Origin of the sequence: Dactylosporangium vinaceum (assembly GCF_019904175.1) — a bacterium.
Lineage (GTDB): Bacteria > Actinomycetota > Actinomycetes > Mycobacteriales > Micromonosporaceae > Dactylosporangium > Dactylosporangium vinaceum.
On the sequence record NZ_CP061913.1, the window covers coordinates 7,171,081 to 7,193,571 of the forward strand.

At 71.8% G+C, this 22,491-nt stretch carries 18 protein-coding genes and 1 pseudogene; 9 read left to right on the top strand and 10 right to left on the bottom strand.

Features of this window, described 5'->3' with window-relative positions:
• Nucleotides 1-38: 38 nt before the first annotated feature.
• A complete protein-coding gene (locus Dvina_RS31975) occupies nt 39-1,631 on the bottom strand; it encodes a glycoside hydrolase family 44 protein (protein WP_246655449.1) in 1,593 nt (530 codons plus the stop codon).
• 161 nt (nt 1,632-1,792) lie between these two features.
• Nucleotides 1,793-2,425 (bottom strand): hypothetical protein, encoded by a 633-nt coding sequence (locus tag Dvina_RS31980; RefSeq protein WP_223093016.1) that lies wholly within the window; start codon nt 2,423-2,425, stop codon nt 1,793-1,795.
• A 44-nt stretch (nt 2,426-2,469) separates the two neighbouring features.
• Between Dvina_RS31980 and Dvina_RS31985 the strand changes: the two genes are divergently transcribed.
• The 3 genes from Dvina_RS31985 (at nt 2,470) to Dvina_RS31995 (ending at nt 4,889) form a co-directional block, all read left to right on the top strand.
• Nucleotides 2,470-2,802 (top strand): hypothetical protein, encoded by a 333-nt coding sequence (locus Dvina_RS31985; RefSeq protein WP_223093017.1) that lies wholly within the window; start codon nt 2,470-2,472, stop codon nt 2,800-2,802.
• A gap of 184 nt (nt 2,803-2,986) precedes the next feature.
• A complete protein-coding gene (locus Dvina_RS31990; protein WP_223105823.1) occupies nt 2,987-4,390 on the top strand; it encodes a ferredoxin reductase family protein in 1,404 nt (467 codons plus the stop codon).
• A 10-nt stretch (nt 4,391-4,400) separates the two neighbouring features.
• Complete coding sequence (locus tag Dvina_RS31995) at nt 4,401-4,889, top strand: FMN-binding protein (protein ID WP_223093018.1); 489 nt, start codon at nt 4,401-4,403, stop codon at nt 4,887-4,889.
• Nucleotides 4,890-4,941: 52 nt separating this feature from the next.
• Here the strand turns inward: Dvina_RS31995 and Dvina_RS32000 are convergent, their stop codons facing one another.
• The 5 genes from Dvina_RS32000 to Dvina_RS32020 form a co-directional block, all read right to left on the bottom strand.
• On the bottom strand, nt 4,942-7,071 hold the full coding sequence (locus tag Dvina_RS32000; RefSeq protein ID WP_246655450.1) for a cellulose binding domain-containing protein: 2,130 nt from the start codon (nt 7,069-7,071) through the stop codon (nt 4,942-4,944).
• A 343-nt stretch (nt 7,072-7,414) separates the two neighbouring features.
• Nucleotides 7,415-8,011: a hypothetical protein gene (locus tag Dvina_RS32005; protein ID WP_223093019.1), complete on the bottom strand. Its 597-nt coding sequence runs from the start codon at nt 8,009-8,011 to the stop codon at nt 7,415-7,417.
• The gene (locus Dvina_RS32010) at nt 8,004-9,575 is read right to left on the bottom strand and encodes a hypothetical protein (RefSeq protein ID WP_223093020.1); all 1,572 of its coding nucleotides are present in this window, start codon (nt 9,573-9,575) and stop codon (nt 8,004-8,006) included. Before Dvina_RS32010 ends, Dvina_RS32005 begins: the two co-directional genes overlap by 8 nt.
• Nucleotides 9,572-9,775, bottom strand: a complete 204-nt coding sequence (locus Dvina_RS32015) for a hypothetical protein (protein ID WP_223093021.1) — start codon at nt 9,773-9,775, stop codon at nt 9,572-9,574. Before Dvina_RS32015 ends, Dvina_RS32010 begins: the two co-directional genes overlap by 4 nt.
• A gap of 138 nt (nt 9,776-9,913) precedes the next feature.
• Nucleotides 9,914-10,372: an SRPBCC family protein gene (locus tag Dvina_RS32020; RefSeq protein WP_223093022.1), complete on the bottom strand. Its 459-nt coding sequence runs from the start codon at nt 10,370-10,372 to the stop codon at nt 9,914-9,916.
• Nucleotides 10,373-10,574: 202 nt separating this feature from the next.
• On the opposite strand from Dvina_RS32020, the gene qcrB reads away from it, so the two are divergent.
• Nucleotides 10,575-12,188 carry a cytochrome bc1 complex cytochrome b subunit gene (gene qcrB / locus Dvina_RS32025; RefSeq protein ID WP_223093023.1) on the top strand — a complete coding sequence of 538 codons (1,614 nt, stop codon included), beginning with the start codon at nt 10,575-10,577 and terminating at the stop codon, nt 12,186-12,188.
• Nucleotides 12,189-12,299: 111 nt separating this feature from the next.
• Here the strand turns inward: qcrB and Dvina_RS32030 are convergent, their stop codons facing one another.
• On the bottom strand, nt 12,300-13,517 hold the full coding sequence (locus tag Dvina_RS32030; RefSeq protein ID WP_223093024.1) for a pectate lyase: 1,218 nt from the start codon (nt 13,515-13,517) through the stop codon (nt 12,300-12,302).
• 261 nt (nt 13,518-13,778) lie between these two features.
• Between Dvina_RS32030 and Dvina_RS32035 the strand changes: the two genes are divergently transcribed.
• The 4 genes from Dvina_RS32035 (at nt 13,779) to Dvina_RS54630 (ending at nt 17,384) form a co-directional block, all read left to right on the top strand.
• Complete coding sequence (locus Dvina_RS32035; RefSeq protein WP_223093025.1) at nt 13,779-14,510, top strand: mycothiol-dependent nitroreductase Rv2466c family protein; 732 nt, start codon at nt 13,779-13,781, stop codon at nt 14,508-14,510.
• A gap of 112 nt (nt 14,511-14,622) precedes the next feature.
• On the top strand, nt 14,623-14,814 hold the full coding sequence (locus tag Dvina_RS32040; RefSeq protein WP_223093026.1) for a hypothetical protein: 192 nt from the start codon (nt 14,623-14,625) through the stop codon (nt 14,812-14,814).
• A gap of 233 nt (nt 14,815-15,047) precedes the next feature.
• Nucleotides 15,048-16,043 carry a lipid II:glycine glycyltransferase FemX gene (locus Dvina_RS32045; protein WP_223093027.1) on the top strand — a complete coding sequence of 332 codons (996 nt, stop codon included), beginning with the start codon at nt 15,048-15,050 and terminating at the stop codon, nt 16,041-16,043.
• 216 nt (nt 16,044-16,259) lie between these two features.
• On the top strand, nt 16,260-17,384 hold the full coding sequence (locus Dvina_RS54630) for a hypothetical protein (protein WP_246655451.1): 1,125 nt from the start codon (nt 16,260-16,262) through the stop codon (nt 17,382-17,384).
• 9 nt (nt 17,385-17,393) lie between these two features.
• Here the strand turns inward: Dvina_RS54630 and Dvina_RS32050 are convergent.
• A pseudogene (locus tag Dvina_RS32050) lies at nt 17,394-18,107 on the bottom strand (aminoglycoside phosphotransferase family protein); the annotation flags it as partial.
• A gap of 87 nt (nt 18,108-18,194) precedes the next feature.
• On the opposite strand from Dvina_RS32050, the gene Dvina_RS32055 reads away from it, so the two are divergent.
• Nucleotides 18,195-18,809, top strand: a complete 615-nt coding sequence (locus tag Dvina_RS32055) for a class I SAM-dependent methyltransferase (protein WP_246655452.1) — start codon at nt 18,195-18,197, stop codon at nt 18,807-18,809.
• Between the two features lie 124 nt (nt 18,810-18,933).
• Here Dvina_RS32055 and Dvina_RS32060 read toward each other — a convergent pair whose 3' ends face one another.
• A complete protein-coding gene (locus Dvina_RS32060; RefSeq protein WP_223093030.1) occupies nt 18,934-22,440 on the bottom strand; it encodes a beta strand repeat-containing protein in 3,507 nt (1,168 codons plus the stop codon).
• Nucleotides 22,441-22,491: the final 51 nt, after the last annotated feature.

Genomic DNA, 22,491 nt, shown 5'->3' on the forward strand with positions numbered 1-22,491 from the left:
CAGGGTCACCCCTGACGGGAGCCAGGGGTGACCCCGCATCAGCGCCGGCGGGCCGGTAGGACCAGGAGCGTGATGGAGTTCGCGGGGAACGTCGCGTCGACCTTGCCCCGGCGGACCGCGAGGTCGTCGCCCCGCACGATCGAGCTCGGGCTCGCCGAGCTGTAGGTGAACCGCTGCGCCGTGCCGCCGCCGTTGAAGCCGCTCACCGACAGCGGCGCGGCCTGGTCGCTGCCCGTCTTGTTGACGACCATGAGGGTCAGCGCGTTGTCGCACAGCCGCTGCGCGCCGTACACCGCCAGCTGGCCCTGGTCACTGCTGACCGCCGACACGCTCACGTCGCCGAACCGGCCGCCGGCGCCGTCGTAGTTGCGGTACATCCGGAACGCGTAGGCGCCGGGCTGGGTCGGCTGCGGCTCACCCCACATGGTGGCCAGGTCGAGCCCCTCGCGGCCGAAGATGCCGAGCACGTCGGCCTGCGCCAGGGCGCCGTTGACGGTGTCGAGGGCGCCCCAGTTGTACTCGGTGATGGCGACCTTCGTGCCCGGGTAGTACTTCGCGACCCACGCCTTCATCGTGCGGATGAACTGCAGCGGTGGCGCGTTCACGCCGCTGGGGCCGATCCACGACTCCTCGACGTACGTCGGGTCCCACAGCGAGCGGGTGGACCGCAGGCGCAGCGCGTTGGCGTCGGGGTCGGTGCCGCCGCCGATCTGCGGGTAGTAGTGCTGATCGAAGTAGGTGAGGAAGCGCCGGCCGCCGTGGGCGTCGCTGTAGTCCTTCATGTTCTTCAGGTACCACTGGGAGAAGTTGAGGCCGCCGTGCGCGGCCGCATCGGCGCCGGGCGCGCAGCCGTCGAGCCCCGACGCGACCCACTCGCAGTAGCCCCACCCGGACGGGCCGAGCACCGCCGCGCTGGGGTCGGCGGCCTTGATGGCGGCGGCGGTCGCCGTGCTCTTGCCGCCCAGCTCGTCGTACGACACCGCGTTGGGGTGCACGTCGCGGTGGGTCGAGCTCCACAGCACCGGCTCGTTGTCGAGCTCGTAGATCGCCACGCCGCCGCGCGCCGCCGGGCCGAACTGGCTCACCAGGTGCGACACCATGGCACCGTCGAACGAGGCGTCGGCCGCGATCGACGTGTCGGTGGGTACCGCCCCGGCGATGTCGGCCCCGTTGAGCTTGCCGTTGCCGCAGTTGGCGTCCCACTGGTCGAACCCGTCCTGCGCGGGGAACCGGGTGGCCGGGAAGCCGCAAGCGAACGGGTGCGCGTCCGGGGAGTCCTTGGCCACCCATCCGCTCATCGGCACGGTGACGACCTGCTTCGTCCCGCGATCCCGGTTGGTGGTCACGAACGCCTCGAGCGTCTTGTCGGGCCCGGCCACGATGTTCTCGAAGTACCAGTCGCTGCCGGTGTTGTACGTATGGTTGGTGAAGTTGTACCGGGTGCTCGCGTTGCCGCCCCAGCGCGCCACCGGCATGCCGATCTCGGTGGCGAACCCCGCGTCGGCGCCGTTGAGGCCGTAGATGTCGGGGCTGATGGCGTGCCGGGCGGCGGAGGCGTCGACGGACAGCGTGAGGCCGGTGGCCGCCGCGGCCGGGGTGGTCAGCCCTCCGGCCGCCAGCGCGGCAGTCAATCCCAGGACCGTGGCCGACCGCAGCCTCCGGCGCCGTTGCGCACCCATCACCGACACCTCCAGTTGATTTACTCTCATCAATCCGGAGGGTGGGCCGGTGCAATGCTCGAAGTCAAGTCGCGCCCCGTCACGCACCGCCGCCGCGCACGGCGGCCTGAACGTTACACGGAGCACACCGGCAGCGGTGCGGGCCGGGCGGCGGCCGCTGTACGCACTCTTGCGCACTGCCGCCCGGCCCTCACGTGATTCGTGGCGCACCGGCAACTGCCGGCGACCCGCCTGCGGACGGGCCGGCGGCCGAGCCCGAGCCCGGGGCGCGGTCCACCCGCACCGGCACGGCGGCCACACGCCCGGCCGGCGCGGCGCTGGAGCTGTCGACCGGCGGGGAAGACGAACATCGTGTCGTCGGGGTCGCGGGTGGTGACGCCGAACGCGGGGGCGAAGACGGCGCGGTTCCAGATCTGGCGGTACTGCCGACCGGGCCGGTACGTGGCGGCCGGCGCGGTGAGCATCTCCAGGCCCGTCGAGCTGTCCTCCAGGAACGAGCCGCTCCAGTAGGTCTCCGCACTGTCCACGATGGACCCGCCGGGACCGGGCCGGACCCACCGTCCACCCACGACTGTCGTCACCGGGCCGGGGCCGGAGCTCTCCGGGCCGATCCGGGCCGAGAACAGCCCGTCGAAGGAGGCGGTGAAGAAGCCGCCGAGATTGGTGGTACCGCCGAAGACGTGCTCCCGCGTCGAGAGCTCCGCGGAGACCGGGCTCACGGTGCGGTCCGGGACGGTGATGCGCACCGGCCGGCCGAGGCGCGCGTCCAGGCGGACCGTCGACGGTGCCGGTGGCCGGCTGGTTTCCCGGCCTGGCCGGCGTCATCTGCCTGCTGTGGGACCAGGACGGCATGGCGCCGCGCACCTCCGAGGCCGGCCACGCCCGCTTCGACGCCAAGTTCGGCGGCGCCCTCGCCGACGAGCTCAACGGCCTGCTCGCCGGCGCCCACGACGCCTCGTTGGGCACCCCCGGCCCGGGCGGCCCGACGCTGGCGTGGCGGCTGGACCGGCTGCGCGACCGCCGGCACATCGCCGTCAACCTGGGCACACTCCACATCGACCCAGGCGACACGTACCGAAGCTGCGGGACGGCCGCCGCCCGCTTCGGCGCGGCCGGGCGGTAGCGCCACCACCGCGGCTCACAGCGTGGTCACAGCCGGCGCACAACCGGCCCGCACCTCGGGCCCGTATCCATGAACCATGCAGTCGCCGTCCCCGCCTGATGCCGGTACCAACACCGATGCTCTTAGGAAATTTTTAGCCGGACCTACTGTTGCTCTCATGGTCGGCGCCGATGGTCGAAGCATGATGACGAGCACTGCGCGGCCGCCGGCGACCGTGGCCGGCGGCCCGCGGCGGGCGACGCCGTGGTGGTGGCGTGACGCGGGCGGGGTGGCCGTCGGGCTGAGCCTGCTCGTCGTCACCGCGCTGTGGGTCGCCAACCGCGGGCTGCAGGCGCTCGGCGGGGACTGGCCCGGCGCGCTCGACTCGCTGGGGCGCCTCACCGGGCTGCTCGCCTCCGACCTGCTGCTGGTGCAGGTCCTGCTGATGGCCCGGGTACCGCTGGTGGAGCGGGCCTTCGGCCAGGACCGCCTCGCCCGCTGGCACCGGTGGACGGGGTTCACCTCGTTCAACCTCATGGTCGCGCACATCGTGCTGATCACTGTCGGTTACGCCGGTGACGCGCAGGTCAACGTGTTCGGTGAGCTGTGGGACCTGGTCGTCGACTACCCGGGCATGCTGCTGGCCACGGCCGGCACCGCGGCCCTGGTGATGGTCGTGGTGACGTCGATGCGGGCGGCGCGGCGGCGGCTGCGGTACGAGTCGTGGCACCTGCTGCACCTGTACGCGTACGTCGGCGTCGGCCTCGCGCTGCCCCACCAGATCTGGACCGGCACCGACTTCGCCGGCTCGGCCTGGTCGCGGGTCTACTGGTGGACGCTGTACGCGGCCCCCGCCGGCGCGGTGCTCGTCTACCGCGTCGGCCTGCCCCTGTGGCGCAGCTGGCGCCACCGGCTGGTCGTCGACCGGGTGGTGCCGGAGGGCCGGGGCCTGACCTCGGTGTACCTGCGCGGCCGCGACCTGCACCGGCTGCCGGTGCGGGCCGGGCAGTTCTTCCTGTGGCGGTTCCTGGACGGGCCGGGCTGGTCGCGGGCCCACCCGTACTCCCTGTCCGCCACGCCGCACACGGGCGTCCTGCGCATCACCGTCAAGGACCTCGGCGACGGCAGCGCCCGCGTCGCCGCGCTGCGGCCGGGCACCCGGGCGCTGATCGAGGGCCCCTACGGCCGGCTCACCGCCGAGCACCACACCGGCGGGCCGCTCGTCATGCTGGCCTGCGGCATCGGCGTCACCCCGCTGCTGGCGCTGCTGGGCGAGCTGCGGTACGCCCCGGGCCAGGCCGCCCTCGTCTACCGGGCCCGCAGCGAGGCCGAGATCGCCTTCCGCGCCGAACTGGACTGGCTGGCCCAGCGGCGCGGCGTGCGGGTCGTCCACCTCCTCGGCCCGCGCGCCCGCCGCCAGCCGTCCTGGCTGCCGGCGTCCGCCGCCGGCCTGACCGACGCGGAGGCGCTGCGCCGCTGCGCACCGCAGATCGCCGCCGCGGATGTCTACATCTGCGGCCCCGACGCCTGGACCGCCGCCGCCGAAGCCGCCGCCGTCGCGGCCGGGGCGACCCCCCGGCGGATTCACACCGAACAGTTCGCCTGGTAGGAGAGCATACGTGCGACGCATCACCATCTGGCTCCTGTCGACCCTGGCCGGCCTCGTGCTGCTGTTCAGCTACCGCACCAGCCTGGGCGCCGGCTCCCCGGCCACGGCCACCGCGGCCGGGGGCGGCGGCACGACCGGCAACGGCGCCACGACCGGCGGGAACTCGTCCGGATCGTCGGGCTCCACCGGCTCCGGCGCGAACCCGGGCGCGACCGTCGGCGGCACCGCCTACCAGGGGTCAGTAGCCGCAACCCGCTGGGGCGACGTCCAGGTGACGATCACCGTCGCCGACGGGAAGATCACAGCGGTGAACGTCCCCGTCTACCCGAACGGCAACGGCCGGGACCGCCAGATCAACGCGCGCGCCCTGCCGATCCTCACCCGGGAGACGCTCACCGCCCAGAGCGCCCGCATCGACACCGTCTCCGGCGCCACCGTCACCAGCGACGGCTACATCGAGTCCCTCCAGGCCGCCCTGGACGCCGCCCACCTGTCCTGATGCTCGGTTCGCGCTCGAGCCTCGCCACCGGGCGGGCCGGCACCGCCGGGGGTCAGGGCGAGTAGGTGGTGGCACACACGGTGCCGTTGAGGGTGAACGAGGTGGGCGGCGGGTTCGCGCCGGTCTGGTTGCCGATGAAGCCGAAGCTGGCGCTGTTGGCCGCGTTCGCGGCGAGCGTGGTGTTGTAGGCGGCGGGCGTGACGACGACGTTCTGGCCGTTGACGGCGAAGGTGGCGTTCCAGGTGCTGCCGGAGACGGATTCGGTAGTGGCCGGCAGCGCGAAGGCGAGCGTCCAGCCGGTGACGGGGGTGGGGCCGGTGTTGGTGACGGTGATGGAGGCGACGAAGCCGCTGCCCCAGCCGCCGGAGATGTCGTAGGTGACGGCGCAGGTGCTGCTGTCCGGCGTCCCGGTGGTGAAGGTGACGGGCGGCGACGGCGGCGACAGGTAGCCGTTGGCGTCGGTGGCGAGGACGTTGAGGGTGTACGCGGTGCCGGGCGTGAGGTTGCGGGCGGTGAACGAGGTAGCTGTCGTGTCGCCGAGCAGGATGCTGTTGGTGCCGAACTGCTGGTACACGGCGTAGCGGGTGACCGGGCCGCCGGCCGACGGGCGCCAGGAGACGGTGGCGCTCGTGGCGGTCACCGCAGTGGCGGTGGGGGCGCCCGGGGCGCTCAGCGCGGTGGCGACCGGGTTGGTCGGCGACGGGCGCAGCTTCACGGTGACGATCGAATACGGCGGCACGAGCTGGCTGCCGGCGGTGCCCTGCTGGGCCGTGGTGATCGCGGTGGATCGCGGGCCGAAGGAGTACACGGTCGGCGTCGCGGTGCTCGGCGTCCATCCGTCGTAGTGCAGGTTCACCGTGTGCGCGGTGACCGGGTCCTGGTTGAGCAGCTCGACGGAGAGCCCGCCGTCGGTGTTGCGGGCGGCGTGCACGGCCAGCAGCGCGCTGTCCGAGCCGGCGCGGACCAGGGTGTCGCCGGGCCGGGCGACGTTGCTCAGCATCCGCAGGGCGTGGTACGGGGCGAACGGCGTGTTCAGCGGCGGCTCGCAGACGCCGTCGCTGTTGCAGTTGCCGCTGGAGAGCATGCCGCCGTCGCCGTAGGAGGTGGTGCCGTCCGGCGCGGTCGTCACGCCGTTGTCCGGCATGCCGTTGCGTGTGTTCCAGTAGTCGATGTTGAACACGCCGTTCTCGAGCGCGGTGAAGTAGACATCGGCCGCGAACAGGCCGCCGACCTGGGTGTCGGACTGGTAGTTCGATGCGGTCTCGGTGACCGCGATCCCGATGCCGGCGGCGTTCGGGCCGGCGTACCGGTCGATCTTCTGCCGCAGCTGCGCGAGTTCGCCCGGCAGGAGCTTCGTCTGCTGCAGGACGTCGGCGGCGGTGGTGTGGTTCGGGTAGTAGTGCATGATCGCGAAGTCGATGGACGGCCCGGCGATGGACAGGACGGTGCGGTTCCAGTCGCCGGTGTCCGCGGCGCCGACCACGCCGTCGGGCCAGTTGCCCGGGTCGGTGACCACGGCGCCGATCTTGATGGTGGGGTCGACGGCCTTCATGGCGGCGGCGTACTGCACGACGAGGTTGGCGTAGGTGGTGGCGCTCTTGCTGTCGTGATAGTCGAGTTCCCAGTCGGCGCCGTAGTAGCCGTTGCCGAAGATCTCGTTGCCGATCTCCCAGTACCTGACCCCGTAGTGCTTGGTGAGGTTGGCGTAGCGGACCCAGCCGGCGGCCTCGTCGGGCGTGCCGGAACCGTAGTTGGCGATCAGGATCGCCTGGGCGCCGACGGCCTGGGTGGTGTGCATGAAGGAGTCGAAGTCGGTGCCGGGGGCGACGTACCCGCCGCCGGACACGGTGTTGGTCTGCCAGTGGTAGCCGTCGCCGTATGAGCCGCCGGGGTAGCGCATCATCCGCACGCCGGCGCGGCCGAGCAGATCCACCGACGCCGGGGTGTTCATGTTGGTGTCCCAGACGGCCTGGTTCAGGCCGTACGCGGTGTCGGGCACGACCCCGAGGCCCTCGCGGGCGTTGACGGTGACGTTGATTGCGGCCGGGTCGGCCGAGGCGGCTTCGGCCGGGGCCGCTTCGGCCGAGCCGTCAAGGGTGAGGCCGCCGAAGGCGAGCGCGAGGGCGAGCGCCATCACCGACCGGCGTCGCCGGGTGCGCACCTGACTCACCGACACCAGCATGGCGGCCTCACCTTCATCCCGGCAGCGTGCGCAGCGGACCGCCGCGCACCTCCTGATCGATGGCGATGACTTTCGACACCGGGCCGGACGCCTGTCAACGGACGCCCACGTCGCGCCGAAACAATCGGCGTATTTCGCTGAAACTTTCTACGACGCGTAGGCTCTGATCAGTGGGTCGACTGCGAGGGCCAGGTCCAAATAACAGTTGCACCCCTCAATACCGTCATCTATGGACGTAAGTGGAGCGGAAAGGATCGTCGCATTTCACAGAAAGTTTCTGCGCGACGACGGGTGCACGCTGGCGATAGTCGCCAGGGCATCCATCGCGCCAGCCTGGAGCCGGTCAATGCCGGATCGAGATGCGCAGCCAGCGGGCGCGTCCGGCCGGACGGATCCGCACCTCGTCGAGGCCCGCGTCGTCGGCCTCGCCGACCTGGACCAGCCTCGTCACGAAGTCCTCGAAATCCACGGGTGAGACCTTCCCGCGCAGGTCGTCCGGCAGTCGCGCGTACAGCGCCTCGGCCGGCCACGGGTAGGCGAGCTGCTCGGTTGTGGTGTGCATGCGCAGCTGCAGGAGCAACCGCTCGTCCTGCTTCGTCAGCCGTGCTCTGCGCACGTCGAAGAGCAGCGGGAGCACCTGCGGGAACAGGAAGCCGGGAAGCTGGTCCAGGCCCTCGTGCCACATGACGCCGGCGATCAGGGCCGACGCGACAGCGAACCGGGCCACGGTGCCGCTCAGATCGACCGTCCAGCCGCCCGGCCGCATCTGCAGCCCGCGGTTCGGGTCGAGGGTGCCGAGCACGGCGTCTTCGCACGCTTCCCAGGCGTCGGGGTCGAGCGCCGGGTCGAGGCCCGTGGCCTCGGCCCAGAAGCGGCGCAGCTCGTCCGCGCTGAGGGTCGTGCGGGGCAGCGTGTCGATCAGCGCCTGATCGTCACTCATCGGGTGGCTCCTCGCGTTCGTCGAAGGCTTGGAAGTCGAATGTCGGCTCCTCGGCCAGCAGGTGCCCGATGGAGATCGACAGCAGGGGCTCGTGGCGGTCGGTGAGGTCGTCGTCCCGTTCGGTCCGGGCTCTGAGGTGGGGGTGACTGTCCAGCCACACCTCGAAGGCGGCCGCATAGGCCGGGGTGACAATTGCGATGTGCAGGCGTGACGTCGCGCCCGTGTCGAGGTACAGCTGCCACACCAGGGCGACGACGGTCCGGCCGGCCGCCCGATAGCGGGCCAGGGCATACCGGAGCCGGTGAGCGTCGCCGTCCAGCCACAGCCGCAGGTGCCGGGTCGGTGACAGGTCGACAAGCACGGTGCTGGTGTCGACGGTCAGCAGCGGACCCCACCGCTCCCGGATCTCGTCGTGGGCCAGGGCGGCCATGCTGACGCTTGTCACCACCGGGACGCCGACGTCCAGCAGCTCGGCGGGCCGGCAAGCGGTCATGTCCTTCAGGACGACCGCATGCTCGGGGCCGCCGACGGCGGCGCGCAGCAACGCCAGGTGACGGCCGGTCGCCACCGGGGTGCCGCCGAGGGAGTAGGCGGATCGCACGCGCGCGCCGGGGCGGATCGCCAGGAACAGGTGGCGGCCATCGCCCCGGCCGGCCACCAGCGACCGGAGCGGGGTCTCGGCACCGACGACGGTGGCCGGCACTGCCGGTCGCAGTCGCAGTTGTTCGCTCTCCGCCGAGCGCAGCACCACGTCGGCGTCGCTCGGCGGCCCGGCGGTGCTCGCGCCGGCCGGGACGAGCCGGATCGGGCGGCCGATCGTCTGGACCGCGCGTGCGTGGAGCCGCTCCACGTGAGCCAGCTGGCCCTCGTAGGGCAGGGTCGGGCAGCCGGCTTCGGTGAGGAGTCGCACGCAGCGGTCGTAGAAGACCCGGTTGATCTGCTCCCAGTCGTCGTCGCCCTGCTCGGCATAGTCGCGGACCGTAACCGGGCCGGAGCTGCGGGGCAGCGGACCCCAGCCGTGCGTCTGCAACGCCGCCGTCAGGATGCGCAGGCGATGGTCCGGGCGCGCCGTGCGCGACAGCGACGCCGGCGTGATCCTGTGCAGTGGCAGTGCCGTGTCCGCGACGATCATCTCCGCGATCGCGGACGGCTGCATACAGCTGCGGTACACCGCGTTCAGCGCGTGGATCAGGGTGTAGGGCTCGGCGGTGAGCTGCAGCCGCTGCCGGGCCCGGTCCGCGAGCGCGGCATAGTCTGGGTAGCCGGCCCGCAGCGACGCCAGCGCCGATCCCGCGAGCTGCTCGGTCATCCAGGCGGCGAACTCCTCGTGGGTCCGCACGGCGCCGGCGAGCAGGGTGTGCGCCTGCTGCGACCAGGTCTGCTCGCCGGAGGCATCGGCGGTCGACCACAGCACCTGCACCAGCAGGCCGTACATGGTGGTGAACTGCAGGCGGTCATGCCACATCTCGTGGATGCTCGTGAGCCGGTCGGCCTCGGCGACCCTGTCCTCGGACAGGTCGATCACCCATCCGGTGCCGTGGTAGCGGCCGTGGGCTGCCGTCACGCCGACCGCCCGCCGTGCCGCCCGGTGGGGTTGCCGATGGCCGGCCGCTTCTCGACGACCTGACGCCAGGCGCTCGTGAGCGAGGACGCCGGCACCATAGCCGGGCCGTCCAGCCGCGCCCGGGCCGAGGTGTCCCGCGCGTCATGCGCGAACGCGCCACTCGGAGCCGCGCCGAGCAGCGCCGGCATCTGTCGGTTCATCCAACCAGTATCGGCAGCGCCGCCAAGGGCTGCTCGCCGCGGTGGCGGCCGGCGCGCTCGTGCTCACCGCCCCGCGACGGCCTCAGCCGGCCGTCGTGTGGGCGGTTCGTGCTTGACGCTCCAGCGGGGCGGCCGTGCTCAGCCGGCGGTCGCCCAGGGCGGCGTCGTCGGCCCCTCGCCGGTGGTGATCAGCCGGCGCAGGCTGCTGCCGACGAAGAAGCCCCAGGCGCTCGAGCACGCCTCGAAGCACTCGAAGTCGGAGCGCAGACCCTCGTGGGCGAACCGGATCTCGGTGTTCGCACCCTGCGCGACGATGTCGAAGACGATCTCGGTGCCGGCCCACTCCGCCGGGTCGGCGGTGAACGTGAGCCGGGCCTCGGTGACCCGCCACGCCACCCGGGCGTCGGGCACGAGCTCGGTGACCAGCTGGCGCGAGTAGTGCAGGTCCGCGTACCGGTAGGTGAACTCACCGCCGGGGACGTCGGCGACGCCGTCGACGTCCCCGGTCCACCAGCCACGGACGTTGGTGACGGCCTTGAACACCTCGGCCGCGGAGTGCGGGACGGCGTACGAGAGTGCGAAGTGCTGACTGTTCACGTCTGCTCCACAGGATCGAGTCGATAGCAACCGTTTGGTTGCTATCGAGCATGACGCAACCAATCGGTTGCGTCAAGGAGCAGACCCGGAGGCCGCCGCCGAGATCGGACGAGCGCCGAAGGGTAGACAGACTACGTATAGCGGTGGACGATGGTGGGTGCCGCAGCACGACCGGCGGCCCTGTCCGGGCGGGGGAACGAGCATGACACGACGCAAGTTCGAGGTCCGGGCTCTGCCGGCCGGCTCGGCCAGGGCGCTCGACGAGCGGTTCCAGGCGGCGACCCCGCTGCGCCGCCTGCTGAACAAGGTCTTCCCCGACCACTGGTCGTTCCTGCTGGGCGAGATCGCGCTCTACTCATTCATCGTGCTGCTGCTCAGCGGCATCTTCCTCGCACTGTTCTTCGACCCGTCGATGCGCGAGGTGGTCTACGACGGCAGCTACACCCCGCTCCGCGGTGTCGAAATGTCGCAGGCGTACAACACGGCCCTGCACCTGTCGTTCGACGTGCGCGGCGGCCTGTTCATGCGGCAGATGCACCACTGGGCGGCGCTGCTGTTCATGGCCGCGATCGTCGTGCACATGTTCCGCGTCTTCTTCACCGGCGCGTTCCGCAAGCCGCGCGAGGCCAACTGGATCGTCGGCATGCTGCTCTTCTGGGTCGGGCTGTTCGAGGGCTTCGCCGGCTACTCGCTCCCGGATGACGCCCTGTCCGGCACGGGCCTGCGGATCGCGAGCGCGATCCTGCTGTCCGTCCCGATCATCGGTACCTGGATCACGACCTCGCTGTTCGGTGGCGAGTTTCCCGGTGAGGTGATTCTCGACCGGCTGTACATCGTCCACGTGCTGCTCCTCCCCGGCGCCCTGCTCGCACTCATCACCGTCCACATGGGACTGTTGGTCAAGCAGAAGCACACGCAGTGGCCGGGTCCGGGCCGGACCAACGAGAACGTGGTCGGCGTGCGGATGTTCCCGGGCTTCGCGGCCAAGGCCGGCGGCTTCTTCATGATCGTGTTCGCCATGATCGCCGCGCTCGCGGGCCTCTTCCAGATCAACCCGATCTGGCTGTTCGGCCCCTACAAGGCCGCCGTCGTCTCGGCGGCGAGCCAGCCCGACTGGTACATGATGTTCCTGGACGGCTCCACCCGGCTGTTCCCGGCCTGGGAAATCAGGTTCGACCTGTTCGGCTGGGGTGACGGCTACACCCTCCCGCCGATCTTCTGGCCCACTGTCGCGCTGCCCGGCATCCTGACGATGCTGCCGATCCTCTATCCGTTCATCGAGGCCCGGTTCAGCAAGGACAAGGCCGTCCACAACCTCCTCCAGCGCCCGCGGGACAACCCGCTGCGCACGGCGCTCGGCGCGATGGCGATCTCGTTCTATCTCGTACTGCTGATCTCCGGCGGCAACGACGTGCTGGCCGACAAGTTCCACATCAGCCTCAACGCGATGACCTGGGCCGGGCGCATCGGCATCCTGGTCATCCCGCCGCTGGCCTACTACGTCGCCTACCGCATCGCGCTGGGCCTGCAGCAGCACGACCGCGAGGTCCTGGCCCACGGCGTGGAGACCGGCATCATCCGCCGCCTGCCGGACGGCCGGTTCGTCGAGATCCACCAGCCGCTGCCGTCGGCCGGCGGCGACGGCCCGCAGTACGCGGGCTGGGTCGTGCCGAAGAAGATGAACCGCGTCGGCGCCCTCGCCCCGACGGTCAAGGGCTTCTTCTACCCGCTGGAGAAGGCGCCCGGGCCGCAGCGCCCCGCACCCCGCCAGCTCGCGGAGGAGCGCGAGCCCGAGCGGGTCACCGCGCCGCACTGAGCCGGTGCATGCCGGTCGTCAGCTCACGGGGGTGCGGTTCGGGCCCGCCCGTTGTTCCGGAGGCGAGCGGGCGCCCGCCGGGTCCGGCGGGCGCCCCAGAGCGTGGCTACATCACCCGTAGGTGATGTCGCTCTTGTTCACCTTGCAGTTCGCGTCGTTCCAGCCCTCGCCGATGTACGACGGCTCGCTGCCCTTCGCGACGCCCTTGTACTTGGCGCAGATCTTGATGCTGGAGCTGTTGAGCACCCGGACCCGGGTGATGGTCGCGACGTCGCCCCAGTTGGAGTTGATGCCCACGAGGTAGTCCACGTCATCGACGATCACGTTGTCGACCTTCACGTTGCGGGTGTACGAGTTGGTGCAGTTGCCGCAGGCCCGGTACAGCTTGCCCGTGCCCTTGAGGTAGAAGCCGCTGATGCTGACCGTGCCGTTGCCGTTGTGCTGGAACATCTTGTCGCTGCCGGAGCGCGCACCGCCGCCGATCACGTACGACGTCCCGCCGTTGGTCTGCAGGAACGTCGCGCCGTCCTCGCCGATGTCGTTCCACCACACGTTGCGGATCGTGCAGGTGCCCAGGCAGTGGATGCCGTCGCCGGCCGGCGAGCCGAGGATCACGTTCTGGATCGTGGCCCCGTTGGCCAGCTCGAACATCGGGTCCTGGCTCTCGGACTGGCTGCCGTCACCGATGCAGCAGTACGTCTTCATCCCGCCGTCGAACGTCCCGGAGACGCTCTTCGTGCCGGAGAGCGACACGTTGCCCGCGGACGACGGCCACGTCGTGGTCGGGTTGCCGCCGCCACCACCGCCGGTCGCGGTCGGCGTCGGGTTGCCACCACCGCCGGTCGCGGTCGGCGTCGGGTTCGAGCCACCGGACGAGTAGGTCTCGAACTCGGCGATCCGGGGCGCGCTCGACGCGCTCGTGATGTCGAGCGAGATCTTCTTCAGCGAGGTCGAGGAGAAGTTGATGGTGCTCGGCGTGCCGCTGCCGCTGGCCAGTACCGCGCCCGAGTCGTAGTTGAGCAGCCGCCACGCGTTGATGGAGCCACCGCCGGACGCCGTGCGGATGACGACCGAGGACACCGTCGTCGCGCTGCCCCACTTGACGTTGATCTGCCCGGTGCTGCCGTTCGGCGACCAGTACGTGCTGGTGTTGCCGTCGATCACGTTGCCGTAGCTGCTGCCGCTGGCCTTGCTGGAGCCGTCCGCACCGGCGCCGATGCTGAGGTTGGTGGCAGCCGCCGCGTTGGGCACCTGCATCGCCAGCGTGACAGCGCCCACGGCGACCGCGGCGACTCCTCCTCCCAGCCATCGCAGAGCGACTCGTCTCATGCGTGCCTCACCTTCCGAGAGTGGATGCGCCGCCCCGTGTAACAGGAAAGCGCTTTCCTGGCACCGTAGAGACGGACCAACATCAACACAAGAAGGCGTCCGTTTCGCTCGCTTATGGTCGTGAATGCTGGTGAAAACCGCTGATCAGGCCGGGTAGCGGCCATACCGCCCCGCCACGGCGATCGCGCGGCGCCGGACGGGCCGGCCGAGCTACGTTTTCCAGCAGGCCGATGAGCGGCTCCCGAGCGAAGGACGGTACGCATGGCAGCAACCGCCAAGACCGACATCAACTTCTACTTCGACCCGATCTGCCCGTTCGCGTGGATGACGAGCAAGTGGATCCGCATCGTGCAGGCGCAGCGCGACTACACCGTCGACTGGCGCTTCATCTCGCTGCGCCTCATCAACGCCCACCTCGACTACGACAGCCACTTCCCGCCGGAGTACGAGGCCCAGCACACCGCGGGTCTCCGGCTGCTGCGTGTGGCGTCGGCCGCCCGCGAACAGCACGGCCGCGCGGCGGTCGGCCCCCTGTACGCCGCGTTCGGCGCCCGGATCCTGGAGACCCCGCCCGACGAGCACCGTACCCCCGGCTGGCCGGGCACCCCTGAGCTGGCCGCGGACGCGCTCGCCGAGGCCGGCCTGCCGACCTCGCTCGCCGACTTCCTCGACGACACCTCCCGCGACCCGGAGATCCAGGCCGAGTCGGACGAGGCGCTGTCGCTGACAGGCAAGGACGTCGGCACACCGATCGTCCACTTCGAACCCCCGGAGGGCGTCGCGTTCTTCGGCCCGGTGATCAGCCGCCTGCCCGACGAGGAGCAGGCCGCGGTGCTGTGGGACCACGTCGTCGGCCTGGCACGCTTCCCCGGCTTCGCCGAGCTCAAGCGCAGCCTGCGCGAGCAGCCACAACTGCCGTCCTTCGGCGTCACGGCCGCACAGCCGGGCACGGTCGAGGACTGGCACGCCGGCAGCCGCCGCCTCAAGAAGTAGGCCCGGGCCCGCGCGGCCCCGACCCGGCCGCCGGCTCGGCAGCCCCGCTGTCCGAGCCCGCGGCGCGGCCCTCCGCACGTCGCAGGCGAGCCTCGACTACCGGCGCATCGGTGTGGTCCTGGTCATCGCGTCGATCCCGTTCGGGGTCATGCTGCTGCGGGCGGAAGACCGGCGCCGTGAAGTGCGGTTCGCGCTGCTCACGATGGGGTTGTGGCTGGCCGGCGTTCTCGTGATCGCGGCCGGATCGGCATGGGGGGTCGTCATGATGTCGCGGGTTGATGCCGAGGTGCGCTCTCCTGCGTGACTGACGACCGGTTCGAGTGCAGCGGCGTGTGCCGGCGACCGCCGGCACCGGGCCGATTATGAGGAACCGGTGAAGCCTGGGTTGGGTTTCGATCCGATTCGCATCGTTGGCGGTCTCCGGACGGCTTCTTCATCGGATCCTCACGACTGCCTTCTTATCGTACCGGCCACCGGTGCAAGGTGTGGCCGGCGCATCACCGAGCCTTACCCTCCCGGAAAGGTGAGCCCTTCCGCATGTCTCGGCAACCCTCCGCCTCGTGGTGCGACGAGGCGCCCGGCCAGTCGTGGGACGGCGAGCTGTTCGCCCGCGGCGGGCACTTCCTGCAGAGCACCCACTGGGCGGCGTTCAACAAGCGGCTCGGCCGCAAGGTGTTCTTCGGCAAGGGCCCGGGCTGGCAGTGCCTCGCCATCGTGGAGCGGTCCAACCGGGTGACCCGCCTGTTCTGCCCCTACGGCCCGGTCGCCGACGGCCTGGCCGGCTACCGGCTGGCGATCGCGCAGTTGCAGGCGCTGGCGAAGGACCAGGGCGCCATGTTCGTGCGGGTGGAGCCGTGGGCGCCGGTGACGAGGGCCGATCTGGAGCGGCTCATGCACCGGCCGGCACTGCGGGAGATCCACCCTTCGCTGGTGTTCCAGCAGGATCTGACCAAGCCGCGCGAGCAGTTGCTGCGGGAGATGTCCAAGAACAATCGGCAGCGGTACCGCAACGCCGCCAAGGCCGGTGTGCGCGTCGACGCGAGCCACGACCCGGGCGACGTGGAACACCTGCTGATGGTGGTGCACGAGGTGGCCACCCACAACCGCATCGTCCCGCTCCCGGACGACTACTTCCGAACCATGGCCAGTGTGCTGCTGCCCCGTGGCGCGGCCACCCTGTACGTCGCGCGGCACCACGATGAGCCCGTCTCCGCGGCGCTCGTCTTCGACGGCCCGACCACTCGCCACGTCGCGCACTCCGGAAGCCTCCACAGCCATCGGCACGCCCACCCGGGCGCCATCATGCGCGCCACGATGATGCTCGACGCCCAGCAGCGCGGGCAGCAGACCTTCGACTCGCTGGGCGTGTCGCCGCCCGACGAGCCGGAGCACCCGTGGGCCGGCGTGTCGAAGTTCAAGCTGTCGTTCGGCGGCGAATACCGGTACTACCTCGGGACGTGGGAGTTCCCGGTGAGCTCGCTGTACTACGCCTACCGGTCGGTCTACCGGGCCTACTCGGCGACCCGTCGCTGACGGCGGCGCGGAGGTACCCCCGCCGATCGGTAGCCCTCTATGCTGACGGCCGGCCCACCCGCCGACGCGAGGAGGATCGATGACGGCGCGGTCGTCGGGCTGCTCACGACCGGCCTGCTCTTCGCGCGGCTGCGCTGACCGTCCGTGACATTTGTACCGGGCGATGCCGTACACACGGAGCTACCTTCGGCTCGCCGTCCGGCTGATGCTCGGTACATGCGAAGAAACGCCGTTGCCCTGTTCTTCCTGGCGCCGCTGGTCGCCGAGTTCCTGCTCGGCGACTTCGGGCTCAATGCACTGTTCGCGCTGCTGTTCCTTGCGCCGATGTACGGCGGCGGGGCGATCCTCATCCGCGAGGTCGCGCGGCGCACCGGGCGGGGGTGGCCGGCGATGCTGACGCTGGCCCTCGCCTACGGCGTGATCGAGGAGGGTCTCGTCACCCAGTCGCTGTTCAACCCCGACTATGCCGGGCTGCATCTGCTGCGACACTGGTTCATTCCCGGCCTCGGCATCTCGGTGCCGTGGACGATCACGGTGCTCGCGGTCCACACGGTCTGGAGCATCGCGGTGCCGATCGCGCTCGTGGAGAACCTGAGTCCCGCGACCCGCACGACACCGTGGCTGCGCGGCCCGGGCCTGGTCGTGGCGGCGGCGCTGGCCGTGGCCGGTGCGGCCATGAACATCTTCGGCACCCGGTCCACCGACCACTTCACGGCGCCGTGGCCCCGCCTGGCCGGGGCCGCGCTCGTGGCCGTCGCGCTGATCGGGCTCGCCTTCCGGTGGCGGCACCCGGCGCCCGCGGCCGGCCCGGTGCCCTCGCCGTGGTGGCTGCTGGTGCTCACCCTCGCCGCCGGTGCGCTGTTCCGGCTTCCCGCCGCCGTGCCGACCTGGGCCGCCGTGGGCCTGATGGCCGTCGCGTTCGGCGGCATGACGGCCGTGGTGCTGCGCCTGTCGCGGCGCGACGGGTGGGGCGACGCCCACCGGCTGGCGCTCGCGGCCGGGGCGACGCTCACCTACGCCTGGCACTCCTTCTTCATGACCCCGTTCCAGGGCGACGGGCCGGTGATCACGCCCGTCAGCCACGCCGTGTTCGCCGCCCTCGCACTGCTGCTGCTGTACTGCGAGCTGCGCGCCCTCCGCCGGGCTGCGCGGCGCGCGCACGTCCCGTCCTCAGCTCGTCAGGAGCCTGGTGAGCGTGACCCGGCCGATCTGCTCGAACGGCCGGTCACCGGCCAGCCCGGCGTCCAGCAACGTCAGACCGAAGAAGACGGTCCAGCCCTTCGCCCGGGCCGTCGTGGCGGCCGGGACGCCACCGTAGGCGGCCCAGATGTCGGTGTGTGATCGGACCGGAAACAGCATCCACGCGGCGGCGAGGTCGATGGCGGGATCACCGGCGGTCATGTCGCCCCAGTCCAGCACGGCGGCGAGCCGGCCATCGTCGACCACCACGTTCTTCGGGTGCAGGTCGCCGTGGACGCAGGTGGTGAGCGGCGCCGGTGCGGCGGACAGCGCCTCGCGCCAGTGTTCGCGTACGGCGGCCGCCACCTCGCCGGCAAGGGCCTGGAACAGCTCCTCGACCCGCCCCGAGGCGTCCGCCAGCGCGATGCCGCGCCAGTCGTTGCGCGGGAAGTCGACGGGGGCGGGCTGGTGCAGCGCCGCCAGGAACCGGCCGAACGCGACGGCCTGCGCCGCAGCCGGCGGGGCGTGCTCAGCCGATCGGCCGGGGATCCACGGCACGACACTCCACGGCCACGGAAACACCTCACCGTGGGGCGCTCCGAGGCGCTCGGGGACCGGCACCGGCACCGGCAGCCGTCCGGCGAGTACCGGCAGCCAGCGTTGCTCATGGCGCAGCAGCTCGGCACCCGCCCGGATGCGCGGCAGCCGGACCGCCAGGCGCTCACCCAACCGGTAGGTCACGTTGTCCCATCCGATGGCGGTCAACCGCAGCGGCAGGGCCGCCAGATCGGGATGCTGCGCCAGCAGCAGCGCCCGGACCAGGCCGGCATCGATCTCGATCTCGGCCGCGGGCACACCGGCCGGCGTCACCGGCTCCTCGTACATCAGGGCACGCTACCGCGCCCGCCATGTATGCGGATACCGCTGCGCACTGCCGTATCGGCGGGGGTTGAGGGAGCCCTGCCCCCGGGTGTGGCGCTGGACGCGGCGTGCGGCACCGGCCGGTACACCGCGTACCTGGCGCAGCAGGGTCACCGCGTCATCGGCGTCGACTCCTCCCCCGACATGCTCGCTCACGCCCGTACGCGCGCGCCGAGCACGGAGCTGCGGCAGGGTGACCTGTGCGAGCTTCCACTGCCCGACGACCACGTGGACATCGTCGTCTGTGCTCTGGCGCTGACCCACCTTCCCGATGTCGGACCGGCGATCGCCGAGTTCGCCCGCGTCCTGCGTCCCGGCGGCCATCTGGTGATCACGGACGTACACCAGGAGCTTGTGGCATTGGGGTCGGTGCCGCGCGTTCGCGCGGGCGACGGCGATCCTGGTCTGCTCCCGGCATTCCGCCATCGGGCCAGTGACTATCTGCGCGTCGCCCTGCCGTTGGGGTTGCAGGTGCGACGGTGCGAGGAGCCTCGGATGTCCGGCCAGGCCGGCGGGGACATGCCCGCGGAGATCGGGACGGGGCCGTGGGACGCGTGGCCGTGGTCGCTGCTGGACATCGTCCCGGCGGCGTCCGGTGCCGCCTGGGATGGAACACCGAGCCAGCTGATCTGGCACTTCCAGCTGGCACCGGGCACACCCCGATGAATCTCCGTCGCCTGACGGCTGACGGCAGCGGAGCCGGACCGGTCGGGCCGGGCGGCGACGGGTAACGGGCTGAGCAGCCCGGCCGCGCAGGCGTGGCCGGGCTGCTCCTCATGTGGTGTAGGCGTCAGCGCGTTCGCGGCCGCCGATAGCCGAGCGCCACGAGGCCGATGCCGGCGGCGGTGACCAGCCCGGCCCAGATGGCCAGCCCGGCGATCGGGGCTCCGGTGACCGGCAGCCGGCCGCTGCCGGTCGAGGTCGCCGTGGTGGTGGTGGTGGTGACAGGCATCCGGATCTGGTGGGTGTTGCCGTTGGTGTCGACGCCGGAGGCGACGAGGTTGTGCCGGCCGGCGGCGACGGTGGTGGGGATGGTGACCTGTTTGGTGAAGCTGCCACCGGCGTCGGTGGTCGCGGTGCCCAGGACCACGGGTGTGCTGTACAGCACGACGGTGGCCGTCGAGTACGGTGCGAAGCCGGTGCCGACGACGGTGATCTGCTGTGCCGGCGCCACCCGGTCCAGGACGCCTTCGGTGGTGGTGAGCGTGGTGGGCGCGGCGACTGGAGCGGCCGCCGGCACCTCGGGCGAGGCCGCCGTGACCGGGCTGGACGCGGGCGAGTCGGCCGAGTCGCCGGACGGGCTGTGGGCGACGACGGTGTAGGTGTAGGCGGTGCCGCTCACCGCGCCGATGACGCACGACGTGGCGGTAATGGCCGCGGTGGTGCAGGTGGCCGGCCCGGGGTGGGCGTACACGGTGTAGCCGGTGACGGTGCTGCCGGTGGCCTGCGGCCAGGTGACGACGGCCGATGCCGTGCCCGCGGTGGCCGACGGTGCCCCGGTGGCCGCGGGCACGGTGGTCAGCGTGGTGGCGGCGCTCGCCGGACCGGTACCGGTGGCGTTGCTGGCCCGGACCCGCACCTGGTAGGCGGTCTCCGGGGTCAGGCCGGTCACGGTGCCGGTCACCGTCGGCGCGGACACGGTGGTCGGCAGCGTGGCCCAGGTCTGCCCGCCGTCGGTGGAGACCTCGTAGCCGGTGATGGCCGAGCCGCCGGTCGACGGCTCCGGGAAGGCGACGGTGGCCGAGGTCGCCGCGGGGGTCACGGTCAGCGGCGACGGCGCGGCCGGCACGGTGGCCGGGGTGACCGACGCCGACGGGCCCGACTCGGCCGAGTTGCCGGCGCTGTTCGTGGCGTGGACCGTGAACGTGTAGGCGGTGCCGTTGGTCAGGCCCGTGATGCTGCAGGGACTGGACGGGCAGGTCGCGGTCAGCCCACCCGGCGTCGCGGTCACCGTGTAGGCGGACACGGCCGCACCGCCGGTGGTGCCGGGCGCGGTGAACGCCACCGACGCCGAGGCGTTGCCCCGCGTGGCGGTGACGTTGCCCGGCGCATCGGGCACGGTGGCCGGGGTGACGGACTGCGCCGCGGACGGGTTGCCGGGCCCCTTCGCGTTGATCGCGCGCACCTGCACCGAGTACGCCGCGCCGTTGGTCAGGCCGGTGGCGGTACCGCTGAGCATGCCGTTGCTGCTCGTCGTGCTCAGCGTCGTCCACGAGAGGCCGCCGTCGGTGGAGATCTCGTAGCCGGTGATCGCCGAGCCCTCGTTACTGGGCGCCGTGAATGCGACGCCGACGCTGCCGTTACCGGCGGTGGCCGCGACGGCCGGGGCCGCGGGTACGTCCGCCGGGCTCGCGGCGTTCGAGGCGCCGGACTCCCCGGAGCTGCCCACGGCGTTCGTGGCGTGCACGGTGAACGTGTACGCCGTGCCGTTCGTCAGCCCGGTCACCGTGCACGGGCTCACCGTGCACGTCCCAGTCAGACCACCCGGGCTCGACGTCACCGTGTAGCCCGTGATCGCCGACCCGCCGTCGCTGCCGGGAGCGGTGAACGACACGGTCGCCTGCCCGGCGCCGCCGGTCGCCGTCCCGATCACCGGCGTGCCGGGCAACGACGCAGGTGTCACGGCGGCCGAGGCGGACGACTCGGCCGAGTCGCCGACGGTGTTCGTGGCGTGCACGGTGAACGTGTACGCCGTGCCGTTCGTCAACCCGGTCACCGTGCACGGGCTCACCGAGCACGTCCCAGTCAGACCACCCGGGCTCGACGTCACCGTGTAGCCCGTGATCGCCGACCCGCCGTCGCTGCCGGGAGCGGTGAACGACACGGTCGCCTGCGTGTCGCCGGGTGCCGCCGTGACCTGTGTGGGTGTGCCCGGGACGGTCATGGGGGTGACGGCGTTCGAGGCGGCCGACTCCCCGGAGCTGCCCACGGCGTTCGTGGCGTGCACGGTGAACGTGTACGCCGTGCCGTTCGTCAGCCCGGTCACCGTGCACGGGCTCACCGTGCACGTCCCAGTCAGACCACCCGGGCTCGACGTCACCGTGTAACCGGTGACCGCCGAGCCGCCGTCGCTGCCGGGAGCGGTGAACGACACGGTCGCCTGCCCGGCGCCCCCGGTCGCCGTCCCGACGGCCGGAATGCCCGGCGGCAGCGCGGGGGTGACGGCCGTCGAGGCGCTGGACTCCGGTGAGTCGCCGTTGGCGTTTGTCGCGTGGACCGTGAACGTGTACGCCGTGCCGTTCGTCAGCCCGGTCACCGTGCACGGGCTCACCGAGCACGTCCCGGTGAGACCGCCCGGGCTCGACGTCACCGTGTAGCCGGTGATCGCCGAACCGCCGTCGCTGCTGGATGCGGTGAACGTGACAGTGGCCTGCGCGTTGCCGGGCGCGGCGGCCACCTGCGTCGGGGCGCTCGGGACCGCGGGACCGTTGAAGGTCAGCGTCACCGCGCCTGTCGCGCCGTCGCCGGCGACCAGGCCCGGCAGCTGGATGCCTCCGGTGCCGCTCTTGACCGAGGTGCTCGCCCCGGTCACGTAGGTCGGCGAGGCGTACGACGAGCCGCCCCCGCCGCCGGCCTCGTAGATGTTCAAGATGCCCTGGTTGCCTGTCGCGCCGCCGCCACCGCCGCCGTATCCGCCACCGCCGCTGCCACCCGCGCTGTTGTTGGGGTAGGTGCCGCCGTTCCCGCCGGTTGCCAGCGTCAGCGCCGCCGGGTTGTTGCTGCCGCCGGCCGTACCGGCGGAGTAGTTACCGGCACCGCCGGCTCCACCGGACGACCCGCTGCCGGCGGCCCCGGGCGCGGCCAGTGCCGCGTTCTCCGAGGTGCCGGGCGACCCGGCGCTGCCGCCGTCGCCGTTGTACGAGCCGCCGCCGCCACCACCGGCGATGGCGAGCTTGGCCAGCAGCGTCTGACCGGCACCAAGGGCGAAGACCCCGGAGCCGCCGCCGCCGTAGCCGTAGCCGTGGTTGTCGCCGCCGCCCCCGGCACCGACGATCACGTAGAGCGATGTCGTGCCCGACGGCAACGTGGCGGTGCCGGTGACCTCGCCGGCGTTGCCGCCGATGTGGGAGCGGGCCGGGTAGCCGGCCCCGCCGCCGGCGCCGATCACGTCCAGATCAACGGATGTCGTGCCTGCCGGGACCGTGAGCGTGAACGTGCCCGAAGCGGAGCACGTCACGGTGCTCTGCGCCGCCGGCGCTGATGCATCCGTGCACGGCGACGTCACGGCCCACGCGCCGGTGGCCGGCACCAGCGCGGAGCCGGTCAGCGACACCAGCCCACCGAGTGCTGCCGCCACGCGACGCGCGCGACTCCACCGCCGCTCACGCACCGATACTTGCAACGACCC

Coding starts and splice junctions, on each gene's coding strand:
- Dvina_RS31990 (WP_223105823.1), top strand. CDS start 2,987: ATGACGAGCACTGCGCGGCCGCCGGCGACCGTGGCCGGCGGCCCGCGG.
- Dvina_RS32000 (WP_246655450.1), bottom strand. CDS start 7,071: ATGCTGGTGTCGGTGAGTCAGGTGCGCACCCGGCGACGCCGGTCGGTG.
- Dvina_RS32005 (WP_223093019.1), bottom strand. CDS start 8,011: ATGAGTGACGATCAGGCGCTGATCGACACGCTGCCCCGCACGACCCTC.
- Dvina_RS32015 (WP_223093021.1), bottom strand. CDS start 9,775: ATGAACCGACAGATGCCGGCGCTGCTCGGCGCGGCTCCGAGTGGCGCG.
- qcrB (WP_223093023.1), top strand. CDS start 10,575: ATGACACGACGCAAGTTCGAGGTCCGGGCTCTGCCGGCCGGCTCGGCC.
- Dvina_RS32030 (WP_223093024.1), bottom strand. CDS start 13,517: ATGAGACGAGTCGCTCTGCGATGGCTGGGAGGAGGAGTCGCCGCGGTC.
- Dvina_RS32035 (WP_223093025.1), top strand. CDS start 13,779: ATGGCAGCAACCGCCAAGACCGACATCAACTTCTACTTCGACCCGATC.
- Dvina_RS32045 (WP_223093027.1), top strand. CDS start 15,048: ATGTCTCGGCAACCCTCCGCCTCGTGGTGCGACGAGGCGCCCGGCCAG.
- Dvina_RS54630 (WP_246655451.1), top strand. CDS start 16,260: ATGCGAAGAAACGCCGTTGCCCTGTTCTTCCTGGCGCCGCTGGTCGCC.